19 protein-coding genes are annotated in these 21973 nt (G+C 60.8%); 8 read left to right on the forward strand and 11 right to left on the reverse strand.

The window, feature by feature from the left end; genetic code table 11:
- Positions 1-2: 2 nt before the first annotated feature.
- The 7 genes from BLL36_RS01410 to BLL36_RS01440 form a co-directional block, all read right to left on the reverse strand.
- Positions 3-848 (reverse strand): carbohydrate ABC transporter permease, encoded by an 846-nt coding sequence (locus BLL36_RS01410; protein WP_076949696.1) that lies wholly within the window; start codon positions 846-848, stop codon positions 3-5.
- Positions 841-1749, reverse strand: a complete 909-nt coding sequence (locus tag BLL36_RS01415; RefSeq protein WP_076949697.1) for a carbohydrate ABC transporter permease — start codon at positions 1747-1749, stop codon at positions 841-843. The genes BLL36_RS01410 and BLL36_RS01415 overlap by 8 nt, the downstream gene beginning before the upstream one ends.
- A gap of 156 nt (positions 1750-1905) precedes the next feature.
- Entirely contained in the window at positions 1906-3192 is a 1287-nt protein-coding gene (locus BLL36_RS01420) for an ABC transporter substrate-binding protein (protein WP_076949698.1), read from the reverse strand.
- Between the two features lie 104 nt (positions 3193-3296).
- Positions 3297-4556, reverse strand: a complete 1260-nt coding sequence (locus BLL36_RS01425; protein WP_076949699.1) for a D-mannose isomerase — start codon at positions 4554-4556, stop codon at positions 3297-3299.
- A gap of 847 nt (positions 4557-5403) precedes the next feature.
- The gene (locus BLL36_RS01430; RefSeq protein ID WP_076949700.1) at positions 5404-6240 is read right to left on the reverse strand and encodes an ATPase; all 837 of its coding nucleotides are present in this window, start codon (positions 6238-6240) and stop codon (positions 5404-5406) included.
- A gap of 114 nt (positions 6241-6354) precedes the next feature.
- Positions 6355-7353 (reverse strand): NAD-dependent epimerase/dehydratase family protein, encoded by a 999-nt coding sequence (locus BLL36_RS01435; protein ID WP_076949701.1) that lies wholly within the window; start codon positions 7351-7353, stop codon positions 6355-6357.
- 52 nt (positions 7354-7405) lie between these two features.
- On the reverse strand, positions 7406-8299 hold the full coding sequence (locus tag BLL36_RS01440) for a LysR family transcriptional regulator ArgP (RefSeq protein ID WP_076949702.1): 894 nt from the start codon (positions 8297-8299) through the stop codon (positions 7406-7408).
- A gap of 91 nt (positions 8300-8390) precedes the next feature.
- Here BLL36_RS01440 and BLL36_RS01445 point away from each other — a divergent pair, with 91 nt between their 5' ends.
- The 5 genes from BLL36_RS01445 (at position 8391) to BLL36_RS01465 (ending at position 15521) form a co-directional block, all read left to right on the forward strand.
- Positions 8391-8990 (forward strand): LysE/ArgO family amino acid transporter, encoded by a 600-nt coding sequence (locus tag BLL36_RS01445; RefSeq protein ID WP_076949703.1) that lies wholly within the window; start codon positions 8391-8393, stop codon positions 8988-8990.
- Positions 8991-9168: 178 nt separating this feature from the next.
- Positions 9169-9765 (forward strand): superoxide dismutase, encoded by a 597-nt coding sequence (locus BLL36_RS01450; RefSeq protein ID WP_003212997.1) that lies wholly within the window; start codon positions 9169-9171, stop codon positions 9763-9765.
- A 530-nt stretch (positions 9766-10295) separates the two neighbouring features.
- A complete protein-coding gene (locus BLL36_RS01455; RefSeq protein ID WP_076949704.1) occupies positions 10296-12347 on the forward strand; it encodes a putative bifunctional diguanylate cyclase/phosphodiesterase in 2052 nt (683 codons plus the stop codon).
- Between the two features lie 127 nt (positions 12348-12474).
- Complete coding sequence (locus tag BLL36_RS01460) at positions 12475-13818, forward strand: imelysin family protein (protein ID WP_076949705.1); 1344 nt, start codon at positions 12475-12477, stop codon at positions 13816-13818.
- A 248-nt stretch (positions 13819-14066) separates the two neighbouring features.
- Positions 14067-15521 carry a TrkH family potassium uptake protein gene (locus BLL36_RS01465; RefSeq protein WP_076949706.1) on the forward strand — a complete coding sequence of 485 codons (1455 nt, stop codon included), beginning with the start codon at positions 14067-14069 and terminating at the stop codon, positions 15519-15521.
- Here BLL36_RS01465 and BLL36_RS01470 read toward each other — a convergent pair.
- The gene (locus BLL36_RS01470) at positions 15478-16536 is read right to left on the reverse strand and encodes an AraC family transcriptional regulator (protein ID WP_076949707.1); all 1059 of its coding nucleotides are present in this window, start codon (positions 16534-16536) and stop codon (positions 15478-15480) included. The genes BLL36_RS01465 and BLL36_RS01470 overlap by 44 nt on opposite strands.
- A 161-nt stretch (positions 16537-16697) precedes the next feature.
- Here BLL36_RS01470 and BLL36_RS01475 point away from each other — a divergent pair, with 161 nt between their 5' ends.
- The 3 genes from BLL36_RS01475 (at position 16698) to BLL36_RS01480 (ending at position 18790) form a co-directional block, all read left to right on the forward strand.
- Positions 16698-17009, forward strand: coding sequence for a DUF962 domain-containing protein (locus BLL36_RS01475; protein ID WP_076949708.1), 312 nt, complete (start codon positions 16698-16700; stop codon positions 17007-17009).
- Between the two features lie 317 nt (positions 17010-17326).
- Positions 17327-17497, forward strand: a complete 171-nt coding sequence (locus tag BLL36_RS30930) for a hypothetical protein (RefSeq protein WP_165448100.1) — start codon at positions 17327-17329, stop codon at positions 17495-17497.
- 96 nt (positions 17498-17593) lie between these two features.
- Positions 17594-18790 (forward strand): MFS transporter, encoded by a 1197-nt coding sequence (locus BLL36_RS01480; protein ID WP_076949709.1) that lies wholly within the window; start codon positions 17594-17596, stop codon positions 18788-18790.
- On the opposite strand, the gene arfB is transcribed toward BLL36_RS01480, so the two are convergent.
- From arfB to BLL36_RS01495, 3 genes are all read right to left on the reverse strand, one after another.
- Positions 18787-19200 (reverse strand): alternative ribosome rescue aminoacyl-tRNA hydrolase ArfB, encoded by a 414-nt coding sequence (arfB, locus tag BLL36_RS01485; protein ID WP_076949710.1) that lies wholly within the window; start codon positions 19198-19200, stop codon positions 18787-18789. The two genes, BLL36_RS01480 and arfB, sit on opposite strands and share 4 nt — an antisense overlap.
- 12 nt (positions 19201-19212) lie before the next feature.
- A complete protein-coding gene (locus BLL36_RS01490) occupies positions 19213-19896 on the reverse strand; it encodes a pentapeptide repeat-containing protein (RefSeq protein WP_076949711.1) in 684 nt (227 codons plus the stop codon).
- 97 nt (positions 19897-19993) lie between these two features.
- Positions 19994-21415 carry an amino acid permease gene (locus BLL36_RS01495; RefSeq protein WP_076949712.1) on the reverse strand — a complete coding sequence of 474 codons (1422 nt, stop codon included), beginning with the start codon at positions 21413-21415 and terminating at the stop codon, positions 19994-19996.
- Positions 21416-21973: the final 558 nt, after the last annotated feature.

Here is a 21973-nt window from a genome sequence, read left to right on the forward strand (position 1 = left end):
GATTACCCCTTGACCGCGCCGGCCGTGAGGCCGCGCACGAAATACTTGCCTGCGATCACATAGACCAGCAGGGTCGGCAGCCCGGCGATCATCGCCGCCGCCATATCCACGTTATATTCCTTGGCCCCGGTGCTGGTATTGACCAGGTTGTTCAGCGCCACCGTGATGGGCTGCGAATCGCCACTGGAGAACACCACGCCGAACAGGAAGTCGTTCCAGATCTGGGTGAACTGCCAGATCAGGCAGACCATGATGATCGGCGTCGACATCGGCAGAATGATCTGACGGAAAATGGTGAAGAAGCCCGCACCGTCCAGGCGAGCCGCCTTGATCAGCGCATCCGGAATGCTCACGTAGTAGTTACGGAAGAACAGCGTGGTGAACGCAAGGCCATAGACCACGTGGACAAATACCAGGCCGGTGGTGGTGCTGGCCAGGCCCATCTTGCCCAGGGTGAACGACGCGGGCAGCAATACGGTCTGGAACGGCAGGAAGCAGCCGAACAACAGCAAACCGAAGAACAGTTGCGAACCACGGAAGCGCCAGAACGACAGTACATAGCCATTCAACGCACCAATAGCGGTGGAAATCAGCACCGCCGGAACGGTGATCTTGATCGAGTTCCAGAAATAGCCATCCACAGTGGCCCAGGCCTTGACCCAACCGATGCCGGTGACCACGGTCGGCCAGCTCAGCAGGTTGCCGGTACTGATGTCTTCCGGGGTCTTGAAGCTGGTGAGCAGCATCACCACCAGCGGCACCAGGTACAGCAGCACGGCGAAGATCAGCACCGCGTAGATCGCGATGCGACTCAGGCTGATGGCAGGTTTGGAGGCGAGACTAGTCATTACGTTTGGTCCTCAGCTCGGAGTAGAGGTAAGGCACGATGATCGCGAGGATCGCACCGAGCATCAGGATTGCACTGGCCGAACCCATGCCCATCTGGCCACGGCTGAAGGTGAACGAGTACATGAACATTGCAGGCAGGTCGGACGAATAGCCCGGACCGCCGGCCGTCATCGCCGCCACCAGGTCGAAGCTCTTGATCGCAATGTGCGCAAGGATCATCACCGCACTGAAGAACACCGGACGCAGGCTTGGCAGCACCACGCTCCAGTAGATGCGCGGCAGGCTCGCGCCGTCGATCTGCGCGGCGCGGATGATCGATTGGTCAACGCCACGCAGGCCGGCGAGGAACATTGCCATGATAAAACCGGAGGCTTGCCACACGGCAGCAATCACCAGGCAGTAGACCACGCGGTCGGGGTCGATCAGCCAGTCGAGGCGAAAGCCTTCCCAGCCCCAGTCACGCAGGAGTTTGTCCAGGCCCATGCCCGGGTTGAGCAGCCATTTCCAGGCGGTACCGGTGACGATCATCGAGAGCGCCATCGGGTACAGGTAAATGGTGCGGATAAAGCCTTCGCGACGGATTTTCTGGTCGAGGAAGATCGCCAGTGTCACGCCGATGACCAGGGTGATGCCGATAAACATCCCGCCGAAAACAGCCAGGTTCTTGCTCGCTACCCACCAGCGGTCGTTGTCGAACAACCGCGCGTATTGCGCAAGGCCTGCCCATTTGTAGGTGGGCAGGAACGTGGAATTGGTGAACGACAGAACGAACGTCCACAGGATGTAGCCGTAGAAGCCCACCAACACGATGAACATGCTGGGCGCCAGCACCAGTTTGGGTAGCCAGCGCTGCAGTGCATCGAACGGCGAGGCTTTGCTGAACACAGCAACAGAACTCATGGGAAAATCCAGTACAGGGAAAAGGACTAACAGGTGAACCGAACCCTGTAGGAGCGAGCTTGCTCGCGAAGGACTTCAACGATAGCGCGTGCATACAGGATGAACGCGGTGACCTTGAGTTTTTCGCGAGCAAGCTCGCTCCTACAGATAGCAGCGTTACTTGGCAGACTTGATCGCAGCGCCAAGCTTCTTGGCGGTGTCGGCCGGGTCGGCTTTCGGGTCGTTGATGAAGTTGGTCACGACATCAAAGAATGCACCTTGCACCGCCAGGGTCGTGGCCATGTTGTGCGCCATGCTTGGCTGCAGGCCGCCGGTCTTGGCATCTGCCAGGAAATCCTTGGCGGCGGTCTGGGCGCAGGAGTCGAAACCGAGCTTGTCCATTTCGTTGAGCATGTCGGTACGAACAGGGATCGAGCCCTTGTTGATACTGAACACCTTCTGGAAGTTTTCACCCAGCACGACTTTGGCAATGTCCTGCTGGCCGGCCGCAGTGCCTTTGTCTTTCTGCTTGAACACCGCCAGGGAGTCGATGTTGTAGGTGAAGGCCTTGTCGGTGCCTGGGAAGGCTACGCACTCGTAGTCCTTGCCGGCGACTTTCTTGGCGGCGGTCCATTCGGACTTGGCCCAGTCACCCATGATCTGCATGCCGGCCTTGCCATTGATGACTTTGCCGGCTTCCAGGTTCCAGTCCTGGCCTTTGCCGTCGACGTCCATGTAGGTCGCGACTTTCTTCAGTTCGGTCAGCGACTTGACCATTTCCGGGCCGGTCAGCGCAGCGTTATCCAGGTCGACCAGGGCTTTCTTGTAGCCATCGGCACCCATCACCGACAGTACGACGGCTTCGAAGACGGTGCTGTCCTGCCAAGGCTGGCCACCGTGGGCGAGCGGAATAAAGCCGGCGGCCTTGAGCTTGTCGCCCGCTGCGTAGAATTCTTCGAGGGTGGTCGGGTTCTTGGTGATACCGGCCTTCTTGAAAACTTGCGGGTTGATCCACAACCAGTTCACGCGGTGGATGTTGACCGGTACGGCGACGTAGTCACCTTCGTACTTCACGGTGTCGGAGACTTTCTTGTCGAGCAGGGAGTCCCATTTTTCGTCTTTGGCGACAGACTTCAGCACGTCAGTGTCGAGCAGGCCGGTGGACGCCCATTCCTGAATGTCGGGGCCCTTGATCTGGGCAACGCCGGGTGGGTTGCCGGCGACCGCGCGGCTTTTCAGCACGGTCATGGCGGTGGCGCCACCGCCACCGGCGACGGCCCCGTCTTTCCAGGTGAAACCGTCTTTTTCAACTTGGGCCTTCAGGACATCTACAGCCGCTTTTTCGCCGCCCGAGGTCCACCAATGCACAACTTCAACCGTACCCTTGGAGTCGGCGGCAAATGCACTGAGAGGAAACAACGAGGCAACGGAAATAGCTACGGCGAGGCGATTAATCGCGTTCATCTGAATACCTTTTCTTGTTGTTATGCATGCAAGTCTTAGGCTTGCGCTGCACGGAGTTTAAACATGGATTTTTTTGGCGCAGGTAACAAAGGGATGCTCAAATGTCACCAACTGGTGACATAGCGCCCCGCCCCGATTGCACTGGCCAGGCTTGGCGCCAACGGCAGCGCAGGCAGCAATACCGCTTGCCAGGCATGGTACAGGTCGGGTTTGCCGCCCCAGATCTTGCTGCTGGGCCTGTTGTACGGGCTGAGTTCGTGGTGCCAGCTGCCATGGACCCGGTCGATGAAGTGGGTTTCGCAAAACTCCCAGAAACGCCGGTACCAGGTTTCGTAGTGCAGTTCGCCCGTGCGCTTGAGCAAGGCCTGGGCAGCGGCGCTGGCTTCGGCATGGGTCCAGTGCAGGCGTTCGCGCACTACCGGGTGGTGGTTCCAGTCCAGGGTGTAGACGATGCCGGGAGCACCATCCACCGACCAGGCGTATTCGCAGGCGCTGGCGAACAGGCCTTTGGCATCGGTGACCAACCATGGCGGCGTGACCAGCCCGGCTTGCAGGCGCGCCGCTTCCAGATGCAACACCAGCCGCGCCCATTCGAAGCCGTGGCCGGGCGTGATGCCGTAAGGGCGAAAGCCGTCGGCGGGGTTGTCTTCGTTGTAACCGGGCAAGGGTTTCCAGTGCGCGTCGAAATGCTCGATCACCATGAACTGGTTGCCGACGGCGTGAGTGTGGATGACCCGCTCGACAATACGCAGCGCGCGGTCGAGCCAGCGCGTGTCGCCGGTCACATCGGCCAGGGCGAGGAAGGCTTCGGTGGCGTGCATGTTGCTGTTGGCGCCGCGATAGGCTTCGACACCGCTCCAGTCCTGGGCGAACGACTCGAGCATCACGCCCTCTTCCTCGCTCCAGAAAAACTGGTCGATGACATGGATCGCGTCGTTCAGCAGGTTTTGCGCACCGGGCGCGCCGGCTACGACCGCCGAGCTGGCGGCCAGGGCAACAAAGGCGTGCAGGTAGGCAGCCTTGCCACGGTCGCCATCGATGGCCTGGGGCGCGGCGAACCAGCCACCGTGCTCATTGTCACGCAGCGGGCCACTGAGGGCGGCGACACCGTGCGCCACCAGGTCGGCATACCCCGGCAAGCCCAGGGCGTGGGCCATGGCGAAGCTGTGGGTCATGCGGGCGGTGTTCATGGTTTCGGCATGGGCGTCGGCCGGCAGTTGGCCTTTGTCGTCCAGGTTGCCAAAGCCGTCGGGCAGTCTAGACGCCTTGGCAAAGGCCAGCAGGCGCTGACCTTCCGCGGCAAGCCAGGCGTGATGGGCAGGCGCGTTCAGCCAACTGCTGGCAGGCAGTGGTTGCATGGTCATGGTTAGCCCTTTTTGTTTTTTGTGGGATGACCGAAGTCTAAACAAGGGCGCGGTCAGGTCATGTAACGAAGGGGATTGGAAATGTCACCAAGCGGTGACATTCACACAGGCAGCACAATCCAACGCCTGACCCTATCAAACTGTGGGAGCTGGCTTGCCTGCGATAGCGGTGGGTCAGTTGGCAGTGATGCATCTGAAAGACCGCTATCGCAGCATGGGTATCTACACAACTTTCAGTTGACCAATCTCCCTGTGGGAGCTGTCGAGCCCCGGCGAGGCTGCGAAAGCGGTGGGTCAGGCGAAAATGCCAGCAGTGCCGCCGCCTTCGCAGCCTCGCCGGGGCTCGACAGCTCCCACATTTTGAACCGAGTTCAACATGAATACCGGTCGGCTCTAAGGCCGCCGCGCTTTGTTTTTGATCTTGATCTGAGGCGCCCCGTCAACCACGCTGGCCGTAATTCGATATTGATTTGGGGGGTAAACCGGCAGGACGCCGGTTTAGCCGCCCCGCGCCATGGATGGCGCGTGGCGGCGGCCCCCCAAATCAATGTCGGATTACGGGCATGCCGAGCCTAGGCGAGGCACCGAGTGGTGGGGAGCGTTTTTGGTTACTTTTTGCGCTCTTCAAAAAGTGACCCGCCGTAAGGACGGAACCCTAAGCCGCCGTTACCGCAGCAACGGATATGTACTCGGTCAAACCCAAAAAAACGGTCGGCTCGAAGGCCGCCAATCAAGCTCCTCGCCACACACCGTTGAAAGTTGTGTAGATACCCATGGCTATCGCAGGCAAGCCAGCTCCCACAGTTTTAATCGGTTTATGCCTGATGAACCTCGCTCCCCCTAACGGTTACTGCTGCCCATTCGCCGGCGCATTGAGCCGCTGGTTCAGGTACTGCACCTGGCTCTGCAACGTGGTGATATTGCGTGTGGTCTGGATGCGGAACACGTCGAACTCCTTGTTGGTCGGCGCATCGCTGTTGGCCGGCTGGTTGTCCTGGGCGCTCTTGAGTACCACCAGGTCCTGCTCGATACGTGCAATGGCCGCGCTCGGGTTGCCCTGTTTCTTCAAGGCGGCCACGTCAGCGGAAAGCTCCTTGATTTCGGCGTCGCGCCTGCCCGCATCGCCTTGTGCCGCCTTAAGCGTCGCCACAGCGTCGGTCAGGGCCTGGACCTGGCCTTGCAGCTTGCTGTTGGCGTTGGACAGTTCGGTGGTGCTGGCGGTCATCTGGGCCAGGCGCTTGTCCAGCTCGGTGGCTTGGCCGGCCACGCCGACCTGCTGTTTACCCTGCTCCAGCAACTGGCTTTCCAGTTGCTTGATCTGCTGCTTCAGCGCTTCGCTGCCGTTGTTGACGCTGGCCTCACTGGCCACCACCTTGCCGGAAATATCCTGCAGGCGCCCCGCCGCTTCTTCGCTGATGCGCGCAAAGCTTTCCTGGGTGGCGACCAGTTGCTGGCCCATCAGGGAGATCTGCTGGAAGCTCCACCAGGCCAGGCCTGCGAAGGCGATCAGCAGTGCGCCGACCAAGGCCCACAGCGGCCCGGTGCTGGCACTCTTGACCTTGACCACCTTGGGCGTGCGCGAACGCACCGAGGTGGCCGGGCTCAGTTCGAAATCATCGTCATCCCCGACATCCGCCCGCAGGCTGGGAACGTTGTCGAAGTCGTCTTTAGCATCGTTGCGCATGAATCAACCCTGAATCGGTGAAGTGGCGAGCGACCGGAGTATAAACCGCGTTCCCGGCGCACTGATCGACCCGGAACACCGAAATCGGTTCCCGAAGTGTTGCCTGTTGTGTGCTTACTTGAACCCCGGAGCCTGGGCCTTCCACCAGGCGCAAAACTCGTCGAGGGCGGTCCACAGGCTGACCTTGGGCTCGTAGTCCAGATAATGCCTGGCCCGGCTGATGTCTAGGGTGAAATCTTTGTTCATCACTTGCATGCCCAGGCGCGACAACGCGGGCTCCGGACGACCGGGCCACATCGCGCAAAAGGCTTCGTTGAGCGCCGCCACGCTGTAGGACAAACCGTAGGACCGATAGCGCGTCACCTGAGGCAGTTCCATTTGGCGCATCACGTAGTTCACCACATCCCACACGGGCACCGGCGCGCCGTTGCTGATGTTGTAGGCCTTGCCCAGTGCCGAACCGGTGGCGAGCAAGCTGCTCAGCAGCGCTTCGTTGAGGTTGTGCACACTGGTAAAGTCCACCTTGTTGAGGCCGTCGCCAACGATCGCCAGGCGGTTCTTGCGCTGCATGTTCAGCAAGCGCGGGAAAATGCTCATGTCGCCGGCGCCCGTAACGAAGCGAGGGCGCAGGGCCAGCACTTGGAGACCGAACTCCTGGGCACCGAACACTTTTTGCTCGGCCAGGTATTTGGTGGCGGCATAGGGGTGCTTGAAGCGCTTGGGCACTTGCTCTTCGGTCAGCCCCAGGTGATCGCGGCCGTCGAAGTAGATTGAGGGCGAGGACAGGTGCACCAATCGGCCGACGCGCTGTTTGAGGCAGGCTTCGACGACATTTTCGGTGACCAGCACGTTGCCCTGGTGGAAGTCCTGGTAACGCCCCCACAACCCGACGGCACCGGCGCAATGCACCACGGCTTCGACGTCGCGGCACAGGTCGCGCACCAGGGCCGCGTCATTCAAATCACCCTGGATAAACTCGGCACCGCGCCTGACCAGGTGCTCCACACCTTCGGCACGTCGCCCGTTGACCCGCACGTCCAGGCCCTGCTCCAGGGCGAAACGCGCGAAGCGCCCGCCAATGAAGCCGCTTGCGCCGGTGACCAGAATCTTCATGTATTACCCCGTGTCCTTTGTTTTTTCATCGCTGTTGCCTTGACGCGCGCCATCACTCCAACGGCACCAACCATTGACCACATGCCTGGGCCAGATGGTCGGTCAACAGGCCCAGCAATTGCCCGCCACTGCGCCAATGATGCCAGTACAACGGCACATCGATGGGCTTATCTGGCAATAACTCGACCAATACGCCCTTTTCCAGCTGGTCGCGCACTTGCAATTCCGGCACCAGGCCCCAGCCCAGGCCCGCTTCCGTCAGGCGGATGAAGCCTTCGGACGATGGGCATAAATGGTGCTCGAAACCGCCGTCCACGCCGAGGGATGCCAGGTAACGGTGTTGCAGAAAATCATCCGGGCCGAAGACCAATGCCGGGGTGCGCGCCAATTGGTCGGCGCGCACGCCCTGTGGAAAGTGGCGGGCGATAAACGCCGGGCTGGCCAGTGCGCGATAGCGCATAGCGCCCAGCAACAGGCTGCGGGCGCCGGCCACCGGGCGTTCGCTGGCGCAGATACAGGCCGCCACCTCGCCGGCGCGCATGCGCTTGAGGCCCACGGTCTGGTCCTCCACCACCAGATCCAGCAGCAGATGCTGCTCGGCGCAAAAGTCGCTGACCGCCTCGGCCCACCAAGTGGCCAGGCTGTCAGCGTTCAACGCGATGCGCAGGCGCTCGGGCATGCCCTCCTCGTCCAGCGCCGGCACCTGGCTTTGCAGGTCGCGCTCCAGCAGGCGCACCTGTTGCACATGGTTGAGCAGGCGCCGGCCGATGTCGGTCGGCGTCGGCGGCGTGGCCCGTACCAGCACCGGCTGGCCGATACGCGCCTCCAGCAACTTGATGCGCTGGGAAATCGCCGATTGCGAGAGCCCCAGCACTTGGGCGGCGCGCTCGAAACCTGCCTGTTCCACCACCGCCGCCAGGGCAGAAAGCAATTTATAGTCGAACATCAGTTTCTCTAATGGGTGATCAGCAATATTGGTTTTTCTTATACAGCCTCGACCCGGAGAATAGCCAGCATCGTTAAGAGGGTCGTGAATTATGTGGCAAAGTTATATGAACGGATTGCTGGTGGCGCTCGGCCTGATCATGGCCATCGGCACGCAAAACGCCTTTGTGCTGGCGCAGAGCCTGCGTCGTGAACATCACCTGCCCGTGGCGGCGCTGTGCGTGATCTGCGATGCATTGCTGGTGGCCGCCGGCGTCTTCGGGCTGGCCACGGTGCTGGCCCACAGCCCGATCCTGCTGGGGATAGCGCGTTGGGGTGGCGCTGCGTTCTTGCTGGGGTATGGCGTGTCGGCCTTGCGTCGAGCCTGTTCGAAACAGAGCCTGGGCCAGGGCGACAACGTCAAAATGCGCTCACTGCGCGCCGTACTGCTCAGCGCCTTGGCAGTCACCTTGCTCAACCCTCATGTGTACCTGGACACGGTACTGCTGATCGGCTCGCTGGGTGCCCAGCAAACCGAACCCGGCGCCTATGTGGCCGGTGCCGCCAGTGCTTCGTTCCTGTGGTTCATGACCCTGGCACTGGGCGCGGCATGGCTGGCGCCGTGGCTGGCACGCCCGGCGACGTGGCGCCTGCTGGACCTGCTGGTGGCAGTGATGATGTTCAGCGTGGCCTACCAGTTGATCAGCGCCTGAGCAATATTCCAAAACGCTCTGGAACCTCTATCCCACACAGTTGTTGCGTGGTTTTGCCGCACCCCCGGTGCTATGATCCGGACCCTGCGCCGCAAAGAGTACAAACTCCCCGGCGCTTGTTTGGCCGCCCGTGATCGGCCTTGCGCTCACCGCAACTGACCTGATTAGGAGAATCATCATGGCTTTCGAATTGCCGCCGCTGCCCTACGCACACGATGCCCTGCAGCCGCACATCTCCAAGGAAACCTTGGAATACCACCACGACAAGCACCACAACACCTATGTCGTGAACCTGAACAACCTGGTGCCTGGCACCGAGTTCGAAGGCAAGACCCTGGAAGAGATCGTCAAATCTTCTTCGGGCGGCATCTTCAACAACGCCGCTCAGGTCTGGAACCACACTTTCTACTGGAACTGCCTGGCGCCAAACGCCGGCGGCCAACCTACCGGCGCACTGGCCGAGGCGATCAACGCTGCGTTCGGTTCGTTCGACAAGTTCAAGGAAGAGTTCACCAAGACGTCCGTCGGCACCTTCGGTTCCGGCTGGGGCTGGCTGGTGAAAAAGGCTGACGGATCCCTGGCCCTGGCCAGCACCATCGGCGCCGGCAACCCGCTGACCAGCGGCGACACCCCGCTGCTGACCTGCGACGTGTGGGAACATGCCTACTACATCGACTACCGCAACGTGCGTCCAAAATATGTGGAAGCGTTCTGGAACCTGGTCAACTGGAAGTTCGTGGCTGAGCAGTTCGAAGGTAAAACCTTCACTGCCTAAGCAGCGCTTGCAGTAGAAAGGGCCCGGCGATTGCCGGGCTTTTTTGTGGGCGGTAGACAGTGGACCTTTTTGGAACAATGGAACCTGCATAGTGGAATCGGCCACCCACTCAGTGAGAGGAATAACCCTCTCATCCCATGCAGGAGAAACAACTATGGATCCAATGTCGGCAGTGACGGGCCTACTCTCGGCAGCGATGCCACTGGCCACAAAAGCCTTAGAAATAGGCGCGGACCTGATCAAGGAAATGATGAAAGGCCAAGGGAAGCCGGGTGACACTGGGGAAAATAAGGCCCCGTCAACGATCGAGTTTTAATCAGTCACCGCTCAACCCATTCGTGCCGTGCCGAACACGTCCCCCACCCGCGAATGGCGCAAAAGGGCGGCGGATAGCATCCGCCACCCTCCGCCCCTCTTCCTTGTTAAGCGTCGCAACGCCTCCTGCCGCAATGTTCCTTTGACTGCCCTCACGGGATTGCCAATACTCATGGCATATTGAAGGCCACCCGCATGAGACAAGGAACGCCCCTTTGAAGCTGGAACTCAAACACAGCTTGTCGGTGAAGTTGCTACGGGTTGTGCTGCTTTCGGCATTGATCGTGGGCGTAGCGCTGAGCGTGGCGCAGATTGTTTACGATGCGTACAAGACGCGCCAGGCGGTGGCCGATGATGCCCAGCGCATCCTTGACATGTTTCGCGACCCTTCGACCCAGGCCGTCTACAGCCTGGACCGCGAGATGGGCATGCAAGTCATTGAAGGCCTGTTCCAGGATGAAGCCGTGCGCATGGCGTCCATCGGCCACCCCGCCGAAACCATGCTGGCCGAAAAGAGCCGCGCCTTGCAGCATGCCCCCAGCCGCTGGCTGACCGACCTGATTCTTGGCCGGGAACGCACCTTTACCACCCCTCTGGTCGGCAAGGGCCCCTACAGCGAGTACTACGGCGACCTGAGCATCACCCTCGACACGGCCACCTATGGGCAGGGCTTTATCGTCAATTCGGTGATCATCTTTGTCTCCGGCGTACTGCGCGCGCTGGCGCTCGGCCTGGTGCTGTACCTGGTCTATCACTGGCTGCTGACCAAGCCGCTGTCACGGATCATCGAGCACCTGACGTCGATCAACCCGGACCGACCCAGCGAACACAAGATTCCGCAGCTCAAGGGCCATGAGCGCAACGAGCTGGGCCTGTGGATCAATACCGCCAACCAGTTGCTCGAATCCATCGAGCGCAATACCCACCTGCGCCACGAAGCCGAAAACAGCCTGCTGCGCATGGCCCAGTACGATTTCCTGACCGGTCTGCCGAACCGCCAGAAACTGCAGGAGCAACTGGACAAGATCCTCAGCGACGCCGGCCGCCGGCAACGCCGTGTGGCGGTGTTGTGCGTGGGGCTGGATGACTTCAAAAGCGTCAACGAACAGTTCACCTATCAGGCGGGCGACAAACTGCTGCTGGCCCTGGCCGACCGCCTGCGTGCGCACAGCGGCCGCCTCGGCGCGCTGGCCCGGTTGGGCGGCGACCAGTTCGCCCTGGTGCAGGCCGATATCGACCAGCCCTACGAAGCTGCCGAACTGGCGCAAAGCATCCTCGACGACCTGGAAGCGGAGTTTGCCCTCGACCACGAAGGCATTCGCCTGCGCGCCACCATCGGTATCACCCTGTTCCCGGAAGACGGCGACAGCACTGAAAAGCTGCTGCAAAAAGCCGAACAGACCATGACCCTGGCCAAGACCCGTTCGCGCAACCGCTATCAGTTCTACATCGCCAGCGTCGACAGCGAAATGCGCCGCCGCCGCGAGCTGGAAAAAGACCTGCGCGAGGCGCTCAGCCGCGACCAGTTCCATTTGGTCTACCAACCGCAGATCAGCTACCGCGACCACCGCGTGGTCGGTGTCGAAGCGTTGATCCGCTGGCAGCACCCGGAGCACGGCCTGGTGCCACCGGACCTGTTTATCCCGCTGGCCGAGCAGAACGGCACCATTATCCCGATTGGCGAATGGGTGCTCGACCAGGCCTGCCGCCAGCTGCGTGAATGGCACGACCAGGGCTTTACCGACCTGCGCATGGCGGTCAACCTGTCCACCGTGCAGTTGCACCACACCGAGTTGCCACGGGTGGTCAATAACCTGATGCAGATCTACCGCCTGCCGCCGCGCAGCCTTGAACTGGAAGTCACCGAGACTGGCCTGATGGAAGACATCAGCACCGCCGCCCAGCACCTGCTGAGCCTGCGCCGTTCCGGGGCGCTGATTGCGATTGACGACTTCGGCACCGGCTATTCATCCCTCAGCTACCTGAAAAGCCTGCCCCTGGACAAGATCAAGATCGACAAGAGCTTCGTCCAGGACCTGCAGGATGACGACGACGATGCGACCATCGTGCGCGCGATCATTCAACTGGGCAAAAGCCTGGGCATGCAGGTGATCGCCGAAGGCGTGGAAACCGCAGAGCAGGAGGCCTACATCATCTCTGAAGGCTGTCATGAAGGTCAGGGTTACCACTACAGCAAACCCTTGCCGGCGCGGGAGTTGGCGGCTTTTCTGAAGCAGTCGGAGCGCAATAACGCTGCGATTCTCTGACACGGCAAGACGATACTGAATATTTCCCGCGTATAACCCTTTACACAAAATGCAAATCTTTCGCATTATGTCGCAGCTTTTTGCGCTCCCCGCGCGCCCCATCAACAACCGAAGCAGGATGTTCGCCATGATTCGTATGCCCCTGGCCACCGCCAGTCTGCTGGCCATTGCCATTTCTCTCGCCGGTTGCGGCGAAGGTAAAGACAAGGCCGCAGCGCCCCAGGCGCCGACCCCGGCTGCCAGCACTACCGCTCCAGCGGCTGCCGCCCCTGCCGGCCAGGTCGACGAAGCGGCCGCCAAGGCCGTGGTCGCGCATTACGCAGACATGGTGTTCGCGGTCTACAGCGACGCCGAGTCCACCGCAAAAACCCTGCAGACCGCCATCGACACCTTCCTCGCGAACCCGAACGACCAGACGCTCAAAGCCGCTCGTACCGCCTGGATCGCCGCCCGCGTGCCGTATCTGCAGAGTGAAGTGTTCCGCTTCGGCAACACCATCATCGACGACTGGGAAGGCCAGGTGAACGCCTGGCCACTGGACGAAGGCCTGATCGACTACACCGACAAATCCTACGAGCACGCCCTGGGTAACCCAGGCGCTACTGCCAATATCATCGCCAATACCCAGATCCAGGTCGGCGAAGACAAGGTCGACGTGAAGGAAATCACCCCGGAAAAACTCGCCAGCCTCAATGAGCTGGGCGGTTCCGAGGCGAACGTCGCCACCGGCTACCACGCCATCGAATTCCTGCTGTGGGGCCAGGACCTCAACGGTACCGGCCCGGGCGCCGGCAACCGCCCTGCGTCGGACTACCTGACCGGCGACGGCGCCACTGGCGGCCACAACGAACGCCGCCGCACCTACCTGCGGGCCGTGACGCAACTGCTGGTCAGCGACCTGGAAGAAATGGTCGGCAACTGGAAACCCAACGTCGAAGACAACTACCGCGCCACCCTGGAGGCAGAACCTGCCACCGACGGCCTGCGCAAAATGCTGTTCGGCATGGGCAGCCTGTCCCTGGGTGAACTGGCCGGTGAGCGCATGAAGGTTTCCCTGGAGGCCAACTCGCCGGAAGACGAGCAGGACTGCTTCAGTGACAACACTCACTACTCGCACTTCTACGACGCCAAGGGCATTCGCAACGTCTACCTGGGCGAGTACACCCGCGTCGACGGTACCAAAATGACCGGCGCCAGCCTGTCGTCCCTGGTAGCCAAGGCCGATCCGGCTGCCGATACCGCATTGAAAGCGGACCTGGCGGCGACCGAAGCGAAGATCCAGGTCATGGTTGACCATGCCAGCAAGGGCGAGCACTACGACCAGTTGATCGCTGCCGGTAACGACGCCGGCAACCAGATCGTGCGTGACGCCATCGCTGCGCTGGTCAAGCAGACCGGCTCGATCGAAGCGGCCGCGGGCAAGCTGGGCATCAGCGACCTGAACCCGGACAGCGCTGATCACGAGTTCTGATCCGAGCGGTGTTGAACAAGGCGACCTGCGGGTCGCCTTTTTTTGTGCAGTCCATCTACCACCCCTTAACCCTGTGGGAGCTGGCTTGCCTGCGATAGCGGTGTGTCAGTCACATCCTCATCTACTGACCCACCGCTATCGCAGGCAAGCCAGCTCCCACATTTGGGCTGCGTCGCTTCGGACGCCCCGGTTTACAAGCCCTGAACCGCAGGTAGAATGGCGCCACTCCCCACACCCGAGCTCACTTCATGGCGTTGCCGACCCTACGCATCATCGGTTTCATCATCGGCATCTTCCTGATCACGCTCGCGATCGCCATGGTCGTGCCCATGGCGACCCTGGTGATCTTCGAACGCACCAGTGACCTGCCCTCTTTCCTGTGGGCCAGCATGATCACCTTTATTGCGGGCCTGGCCCTGGTGATCCCCGGTCGCCCCGAGCATGTGCACTTGCGCCCGCGGGACATGTACCTGCTGACCGTTACCAGCTGGGTGGTGGTGTGCATCTTTGCCGCGCTGCCGTTTCTGTTGACCCAGCACATCAGCTACACCGATTCGTTCTTTGAAAGCATGTCCGGCATCACCGCCACCGGTTCCACGGTGTTGAGCGGCCTGGATGCCATGTCGCCCGGCATCCTGATGTGGCGCTCGCTGCTGCACTGGCTGGGTGGCATCGGCTTTATCGGCATGGCGGTGGCGATCCTGCCGCTGCTGCGCATCGGTGGCATGCGCCTGTTCCAGACCGAATCCTCGGACCGCTCGGAAAAGGTCATGCCCCGCTCGCACATGGTGGCGCGGCTGATCGTGGCGGCCTACGTGGGCATTACCATCCTCGGCAGCCTGGCGTTCTGGTGGGCCGGGATGGGCCTGTTCGATGCGATCAACCATGCGATGTCGGCCATTTCCACCGGCGGTTTTTCCACCTCCGATGAATCCCTGGCGCACTGGAAGCAGCCGGCGGTGCACTGGGTCGCGGTGGTGGTGATGATCCTCGGCAGCTTGCCGTTTACCCTGTACGTGGCGACGTTGCGCGGCAACCGCAAGGCGTTGATCAAGGACCAACAAGTGCAGGGCTTGCTCGGCTTGTTGCTGGTGACCTGGCTGGTACTCGGCACCTGGTACTGGTGGACCACCAACCTGCATTGGCTGGACGCCCTGCGGCATGTCGCCTTGAACGTTACCTCGGTGGTCACCACCACCGGCTTTGCTCTGGGGGACTACAGCCTGTGGGGCAACTTCTCACTGATGCTGTTCTTTTACCTGGGCTTTATCGGTGGCTGCTCGGGTTCCACAGCGGGCGGGATCAAGATCTTCCGCTTCCAGGTCGCCTACATCCTGCTCAAGGCCAACTTGAACCAGCTGATTCACCCGCGCGCGGTGATCAAGCAAAAGTACAACGGCCACCGCCTCGATGAAGAGATCGTGCGTTCCATCCTGACCTTTTCGTTTTTCTTCGCCATCACCATCTGCGCCATCGCCCTGGCCCTGTCGCTGCTGGGCCTGGACTGGATGACTGCGCTGACCGGCGCCGCCAGTACCGTCTCCGGCGTGGGCCCGGGCCTGGGTGAAACCATTGGCCCGGCGGGTAACTTCGCCAGCCTGCCGGATGCGGCCAAGTGGATCCTGTCGCTCGGCATGCTGCTGGGCCGACTGGAGATCATTACGGTCTTTGTGTTGTGCATTCCGGCGTTTTGGCGCCACTGAGCGTCGACACTTGCAGCAACCGCGTCCGGTACTCGCCGGGCGTGGTATCGAACCAGCGACGAAACGCGCGGAAGAAGTTGCTCGGGTCGGCAAACCCCAACAGGTAGGCAATTTCCAGCAGGGTCATGCTGGGCTGCGCCAGGTATTGCTCGGCCAGTTCGCGACGGGTGTCGTCGAGCAGGGCCTGGAAGCTGGTGCCTTCTTCCTGCAGACGCCGCTGCAGCGTGCGCTGGGACAGGTGTAACGAGCGGGCCACCACTTCACGCTTGGGCTCGCCCTGGGGCAACAGGCGGCACAGCACTTGTCGCGCCTTGTGGGTCACGCGGCTTTCCGAGAAGCGCGCCAGGTACTCACCGGCAAACCGGTCATGCAGCAGCGCCATGGCTTCGTTCGCGGTGGGCAGTGGCGCGTCCATGTCGGCCCGTTCGAAAATCAGTGCATCATAGGGCCCGTTGAACTCCAGGGGCGCGTGGAAGGCTTGTTTGTAGGGCGACAGGTCCGTCGGCTGATCGCCTTGCAACACCACTTTGCGCGGCTGCAGCGCACGGCCGGTCAGCCAGCCGCAGAGCGCCAGGGCACAGGCCAGCGAGGCTTCGGCGCTTTGCCGGGTGGTCGGCAGGTGGTCACCGTGCACCGTCAGGATCAACGCATAGCCTTCGGGGATCAGTCTGAAACTCAAGTCGGCACTTTCGGCAATGATGCGCTGGTAGCGCACCAGGCGCATAAAGCCCTCGGCAAGGGTATTACTGGACATCAGTGCATAGCCGGCCACATGAAACGATGCCGGGCGCACCACTTTGCCCATGTTCAGGCCGATCGCCGGGTTGCCCGAAAGCTCCACCGCCCGCTGCCACAGGCGGGTCATGGCGTCTTGCGGGAACCGCGCGTCGGGATCGCTCAGGGCAATGTAGTCCAGGCCGAGTTGCTTGAACAAGGCGCGGCAATCCAGGCCGTCCATTTCCAATGCCTTGACTATCCCCATCGCCCAGCTTGCAGACGTTGTTCGTTCGCTCATGGCGTCTTCTTAAATAATGCAGGCTTAACGGCAGCCAGGAGGCCAAGGATATTAAAGTGGCGCCTATTGTCACTGGCTGTTACCACTGATCACTCTAGACTCAAATAAGCTCCCCGCCGAATATCTGTTCGAGCGGCATAACAATCAAAGGGTCGGCCACCGTGGAAAACGTCAAGCAATTCAACAGTTTTGCCGAATTTTACCCGCATTACCTGCGCGAACATGGCAACAGCACCTGCCGGCGCCTGCACTTCATCGGCACCACGCTGGTGATCGGCATCCTGGCATATGCCATCGGCAGGGGTTCGCTGGGTTTACTGATTGCGGTGCCGATCGCCGGCTACAGTTTTGCCTGGATCGGCCACTTCTTCTTCGAAAAGAATCGCCCGGCGACGTTCAAGCACCCGTTCTACAGTTTGCTGGGGGATTTTGTGATGTACCGCGACATGATTCTGGGCAAGGTGCCGTTCTAGTCCTGTCGATATAAAAGTCTATTTGTCATTTACAGTGCTGTATCCTGCCAAGGCTTTTTGAGAGCGCGCAATCACCTGCGATTGAAAAAACAGACCTTGCGAGGAGCGACGACGATGCACGAGATACCTAATCTCCCCTTCCCAAGCCTGCACCCTACAGAGCAGCCAACACCGCAGCAGGCCAGCGACACGCAGCCTGAAGCCAAAGAAGCAAAACCAGTCGACAGCGAAAGCCAGGACTGACGTCGTACCAGACCGTGTGGAAAGCGCAGCTTTGAGCGCTTTCCACACTGCCTGAACAATTCGAGATCCCTGCAATGACCGATACCCCAGATACCGCCGTACTCGACGCCGCCCTGCAGATGGTCGAGGTCTGGAACCGCCTCGGCGCGGACAAACAAGCCGTGTTGCTCAAGCGCTTCGGTACCCAGGAAAACGCCTTGGCTGCCCTGGTCACCACTCAATTGCTGGCTCCTGCCAAGTCCTGACACCTGATGTTTTGCGTTTTACCCGCCCTGCTCGGGCTAAAGCAGCGGTATCATTAGCAGCCTATCTTTACCTGCTGCGACAGTGGACCTTTCCCCATGCCAGATACCCAGCGCCCCATGGCGGTCACGCTGCAAGTTGTTTCCATCGTGTTGTTCACCTTTATCGGCTACCTGAATATCGGCATTCCGCTGGCCGTATTGCCCGGCTATGTCCATAGCGAACTGGGCTTCGGCGCGGTGATTGCGGGCTTGGTGATCAGCGTGCAATACCTGGCCACCCTGCTGAGCCGGCCCTATGCGGGCAAGCTTATCGATACCCTGGGCAGCAAGCGTGCGGTGCTGATTGGTTTGGCCGGCTGTGGCCTGAGTGGCGTATTCATGCTGCTCGCCGCCTGGTTTTCCAGTCTGCCGGCCTTGAGCCTGGGCAGCCTGCTGATCGGACGCCTGGTCCTGGGCAGCGCTGAAAGCCTGGTGGGCTCGGGCGCCATCGGCTGGGGCATCGGCCGGGTCGGTGCAGCCAATACCGCCAAGGTCATCTCCTGGAACGGTATCGCCAGCTACGGCGCCTTGGCGATCGGCGCGCCCCTGGGCGTGCTGATGGTGAGAAACTTCGGGCTGTGGAGCATGGGCGTCAGCATCATCCTGCTGGCAATCGTGGGCCTGTGGCTGGCCTGGAACAAGGTCGCCGCGCCGATCGTGGCGGGCGTGCGCCTGCCGTTCATGAATGTCCTCGGTCGTGTACTGCCCCATGGCTGCGCGCTCGCCTTAGGCTCCATCGGCTTTGGCACCATCGCCACCTTTATCACCCTGTATTACACCACCCAGCATTGGGATAACGCGGTGTGGGCGCTGAGCCTGTTCGGTGCCAGTTTTATCGGCGCGCGCCTGCTGTTCGGCAACCTGATCAACCGTATCGGCGGCTTTCGCGTGGCGATCGCCTGCCTGTCGGTGGAAATTCTAGGGCTGCTGCTGTTGTGGCTGGCGCCGGATGCCAACCTGGCGCTGGCGGGCGCAGCGTTGAGCGGGTTTGGCTTTTCCCTGGTATTTCCAGCGCTGGGGGTGGAAGCGGTCAACCTGGTACCCGCCTCCAGCCGCGGTTCGGCGGTGGGGGCTTACTCGCTGTTTATCGACCTGTCGCTGGGCATCACCGGCCCGCTCGCCGGTGCCGTGGCGGCAGGCTTCGGCTTTGCCTCGATCTTCCTGTTCGCCGCCCTCGCCGCCTTGGGCGGTTTGCTGCTGAGCCTGTACCTGTACCGCCAGGCGCCCAAGGCCCGTGAAGCACGCGACGCCTAGAAGTCGACCTTGCCGCGCCCGGCCTTGATGCTGCCACGCTTGGTCTTGGATTCCAGGCGACGCTTTTTCGAGCCCAGGGTCGGCTTGGTCGGGCGGCGTTTCTTCTCCACCTTGGTGGCACTGAGGATCAATTCCACCAGGCGCTCCAGGGCATCGGCGCGGTTCTGCTCCTGCGTGCGGTACTGCTGGGCCTTGAGCACCAGCACGCCCTCGCTGGTAATGCGACTGTCGCGCAGCGCCAGCAACCGCTCCTTGTAGAATTCGGGCAGCGATGACGCCGGGATATCAAAACGCAGGTGCACGGCGCTCGACACCTTGTTGACGTTCTGCCCACCGGCGCCCTGGGCGCGAATGGCGGTCAGCTCGATTTCAGCGTCGGGCAGGTGGACGTTGTTGGAAATCAGCAGCATCAATCAAACATCCTAGGCAACGGACAAGCCCAACTCGGACAACAACAGCGACGCCTGGGCTTTGGAAATCACGGCGCCTTTGAACAGTTTGGCATCATTGAGGCGAAACCCGCTCAAATCCGCACCACGCAAGTCGGCACCCGCGAAATTTGCACCATTGACACGCGCGTGGGCGAGGCTGCAGTCGATCAGTTCGGATTTGCGAAAGTCGGCGTCCGATAGGTCGCTATCAGAGAAATCCAGATTATTCAGCACTGTGCGGGCAAAGGACAGTCCAGACAAAAATGCGCTGTTAAGCCGCGTTTCGCTGAAGCTCAAGCCCAGGGATGCGCAATGGGTGAAGTTGGCGCCGGTCAACTTGCAATGTTCAAAGTTCGCCTGGGACAGCTTGCCGCGCTGCCAACGGGTGTTGTTCAGGTCGCAACCGTGAAACTGCGCTTCCAGCAGGTTTGCCGCTTCGAAAATGGCGAAGCTGGCGCGGCAGCTTTTCCACTGAGTACCTTCCAGTCGAGAACCGAGGAAGGAGGTCTGGACGAGGGTGCAGCGCTCGAACACCCAGTGGTCCAGCGCCATGCGTGACAGATCGGCGCCACTCAAATCCACTCCGATCAGGCGCAAGGGGCCGCTGTGCCGGTCGATCAGGTCTTGCAGCTCATGGCGCTGTAACGCGCCGCCGTCAATGTCGGTGTGTTGCATGGAACCTCCGGCACGCTCGAAAACGAGGCGCGATTTTAACCTGCTTACGCCCACAAAAAACCCGGCAAGACGCCGGGTTTCTGTATGGGGAAAGGTCCTACTCCAGAACCGGACCTGTGGCCCCCACAGCAGCCCGGGCCGCGCGCTTGTTCTTCAGCCAGTAACACACCGCCATAAACGCCACCCACACCGGAATCGCATACACCGACACCTGGATCCCCGGAATCATCAGCATGATCACTAGGATAAACACCACGAACGCCAGGCACACATAGTTACCGTACGGGTACCACAGCGCCTTGAACAACGGCACCTGGCCGGTGCGGTTCATGTGCTGGCGGAACTTGAAGTGGGAAAAGCTGATCATCGCCCAGTTGATCACCAGCGTGGCCACCACCAGGGACATCAGCAACTCCAGCGCATGTTGCGGGATCAGGTAGTTCATCAGCACGGCAACCAGGGTGACCGCGGCCGAGGCCAGGATGGCGCGCACCGGCACGCCGCGCTTGTCGATCTTCGCCAGGGCTTCGGGCGCGTCGCCCTGCTCGGCCATGCCCAGCAGCATGCGGCTGTTGCAGTAGGTGCCGCTGTTGTATACCGACAGCGCCGCTGTGAGCACCACGAAGTTGAGGATATGCGCGGCGGTATTGCTGCCCAGCATCGAGAACACCTGCACGAACGGGCTGCCGCTGTAGGCATCGCCGGAGGCGTTGAGGGTGGTCAGCAAACTGTCCCAGGGCGTCAGCGACAACAGCACCACCAGCGCACCGATGTAGAAGATCAGGATGCGGTAAATCACCTGGTTGATCGCTTTCGGGATCACGGTGCGCGGCTGATCCGCTTCAGCAGCGGTAAAGCCGAGCATTTCCAGGCCGCCGAAAGAGAACATGATGATCGCCATGGCCATCACCAACCCACCGATGCCGTGAGGGAAGAAGCCGCCGTGTTCCCACAGGTTGGTCACCGAAGCCTGTGGCCCGCCGCTGCCGCTGACCAGCATGTAGCTGCCCAGGGCGATCATGCCGACAATCGCCACCACCTTGATAATGGCAAACCAGAACTCGGCTTCACCAAAGACTTTGACGTTGGCCAGGTTGATCAGGTTGATCAGCACGAAGAACGCCGCGGCCGAGACCCAGGTCGGAATCTCCGGCCACCAGTAATGCACGTATTTGCCGACGGCCGTCAGTTCGGACATGCCCACCAGGATGTACAGGATCCAGCAGTTCCAGCCCGACAGGAAGCCGGCGAAACCGCCCCAATATTTGTGGGCAAAATGGCTGAAGGAACCGGCGACCGGCTCTTCGACGATCATTTCGCCGAGCTGGCGCATGATCATGAAGGCAATGAAGCCGCAGATGGCATAGCCCAGGATCATCGACGGGCCAGCGGATTTAAGCACCCCGGCCGAACCGAGGAACAGGCCGGTGCCGATGGCGCCACCCAAGGCGATCAATTGGATATGCCGGTTTTTCAGGCCGCGTTTCAGCTCGCCTGAAGAGGAAGGGGAAACACTCATGAAAAGGCTCTCACGCAAGGTTTGATGATGTCGAATGCAGGTTGCTGCCTTGAATTACCGACTCAAGCAGCGCCGCTCAAACCCCAGCGCGGGCACCAGGAGTACAGCGTCGTTCTAACGGTCATGCGTCACCTGTTTGTTTTTATCTGTGACGAAATCGAACCCGTCCGGCTCGTGGCCAGGCGGAGTGATCAGGGTGGGTAAACCCCGAGGTCTTGGCCCTCTGCGTGGTTACGCAAGGCGGTCACAGTAAAACGCGGCGCATTGTACACCGCTCGGCAGGTTGTGGCCGAGCCCGCACGGCGTGCGCGCCCCATCTGTCAGCAAATCCTTACACCGCCGGACAGCCCCATGTTGTCGCCATTTACTCGTAAATCAATCGTTACAGAGCGGAAAATTAACGTTACAGCTGTGATCTGGATAAAAATTGACGCTCGTCGATGACCTCCGCCATCGGCCGCGTCAGCGCTCTGTTTTTACTCAAAAAAAACTCAAACGTGAAAAACAGAACAAAAAATTCAAATGAAACCGTGTCAATAAAAATTTTGCATTTTGAAA

This window comes from Pseudomonas cedrina subsp. cedrina (assembly GCF_001983175.1).
GTDB lineage: Bacteria > Pseudomonadota > Gammaproteobacteria > Pseudomonadales > Pseudomonadaceae > Aquipseudomonas > Aquipseudomonas cedrina.

What these genes read in the sequence shown, in the direction of transcription:
- BLL36_RS01410 (WP_076949696.1), bottom strand. Translation starts at nt 848, where the DNA reads ATGACTAGTCTCGCCTCCAAACCTGCCATCAGCCTGAGTCGCATCGCG.
- BLL36_RS01415 (WP_076949697.1), bottom strand. Translation starts at nt 1,749, where the DNA reads ATGAGTTCTGTTGCTGTGTTCAGCAAAGCCTCGCCGTTCGATGCACTG.
- BLL36_RS01420 (WP_076949698.1), bottom strand. Translation starts at nt 3,192, where the DNA reads ATGAACGCGATTAATCGCCTCGCCGTAGCTATTTCCGTTGCCTCGTTG.
- BLL36_RS01425 (WP_076949699.1), bottom strand. Translation starts at nt 4,556, where the DNA reads ATGACCATGCAACCACTGCCTGCCAGCAGTTGGCTGAACGCGCCTGCC.
- BLL36_RS01430 (WP_076949700.1), bottom strand. Translation starts at nt 6,240, where the DNA reads ATGCGCAACGATGCTAAAGACGACTTCGACAACGTTCCCAGCCTGCGG.
- BLL36_RS01435 (WP_076949701.1), bottom strand. Translation starts at nt 7,353, where the DNA reads ATGAAGATTCTGGTCACCGGCGCAAGCGGCTTCATTGGCGGGCGCTTC.
- BLL36_RS01440 (WP_076949702.1), bottom strand. Translation starts at nt 8,299, where the DNA reads ATGTTCGACTATAAATTGCTTTCTGCCCTGGCGGCGGTGGTGGAACAG.
- BLL36_RS01445 (WP_076949703.1), top strand. Translation starts at nt 8,391, where the DNA reads ATGTGGCAAAGTTATATGAACGGATTGCTGGTGGCGCTCGGCCTGATC.
- BLL36_RS01450 (WP_003212997.1), top strand. Translation starts at nt 9,169, where the DNA reads ATGGCTTTCGAATTGCCGCCGCTGCCCTACGCACACGATGCCCTGCAG.
- BLL36_RS01460 (WP_076949705.1), top strand. Translation starts at nt 12,475, where the DNA reads ATGATTCGTATGCCCCTGGCCACCGCCAGTCTGCTGGCCATTGCCATT.
- BLL36_RS01465 (WP_076949706.1), top strand. Translation starts at nt 14,067, where the DNA reads ATGGCGTTGCCGACCCTACGCATCATCGGTTTCATCATCGGCATCTTC.
- BLL36_RS01470 (WP_076949707.1), bottom strand. Translation starts at nt 16,536, where the DNA reads ATGAGCGAACGAACAACGTCTGCAAGCTGGGCGATGGGGATAGTCAAG.
- BLL36_RS30930 (WP_165448100.1), top strand. Translation starts at nt 17,327, where the DNA reads ATGACCGATACCCCAGATACCGCCGTACTCGACGCCGCCCTGCAGATG.
- BLL36_RS01480 (WP_076949709.1), top strand. Translation starts at nt 17,594, where the DNA reads ATGCCAGATACCCAGCGCCCCATGGCGGTCACGCTGCAAGTTGTTTCC.
- arfB (WP_076949710.1), bottom strand. Translation starts at nt 19,200, where the DNA reads ATGCTGCTGATTTCCAACAACGTCCACCTGCCCGACGCTGAAATCGAG.
- BLL36_RS01490 (WP_076949711.1), bottom strand. Translation starts at nt 19,896, where the DNA reads ATGCAACACACCGACATTGACGGCGGCGCGTTACAGCGCCATGAGCTG.
- BLL36_RS01495 (WP_076949712.1), bottom strand. Translation starts at nt 21,415, where the DNA reads ATGAGTGTTTCCCCTTCCTCTTCAGGCGAGCTGAAACGCGGCCTGAAA.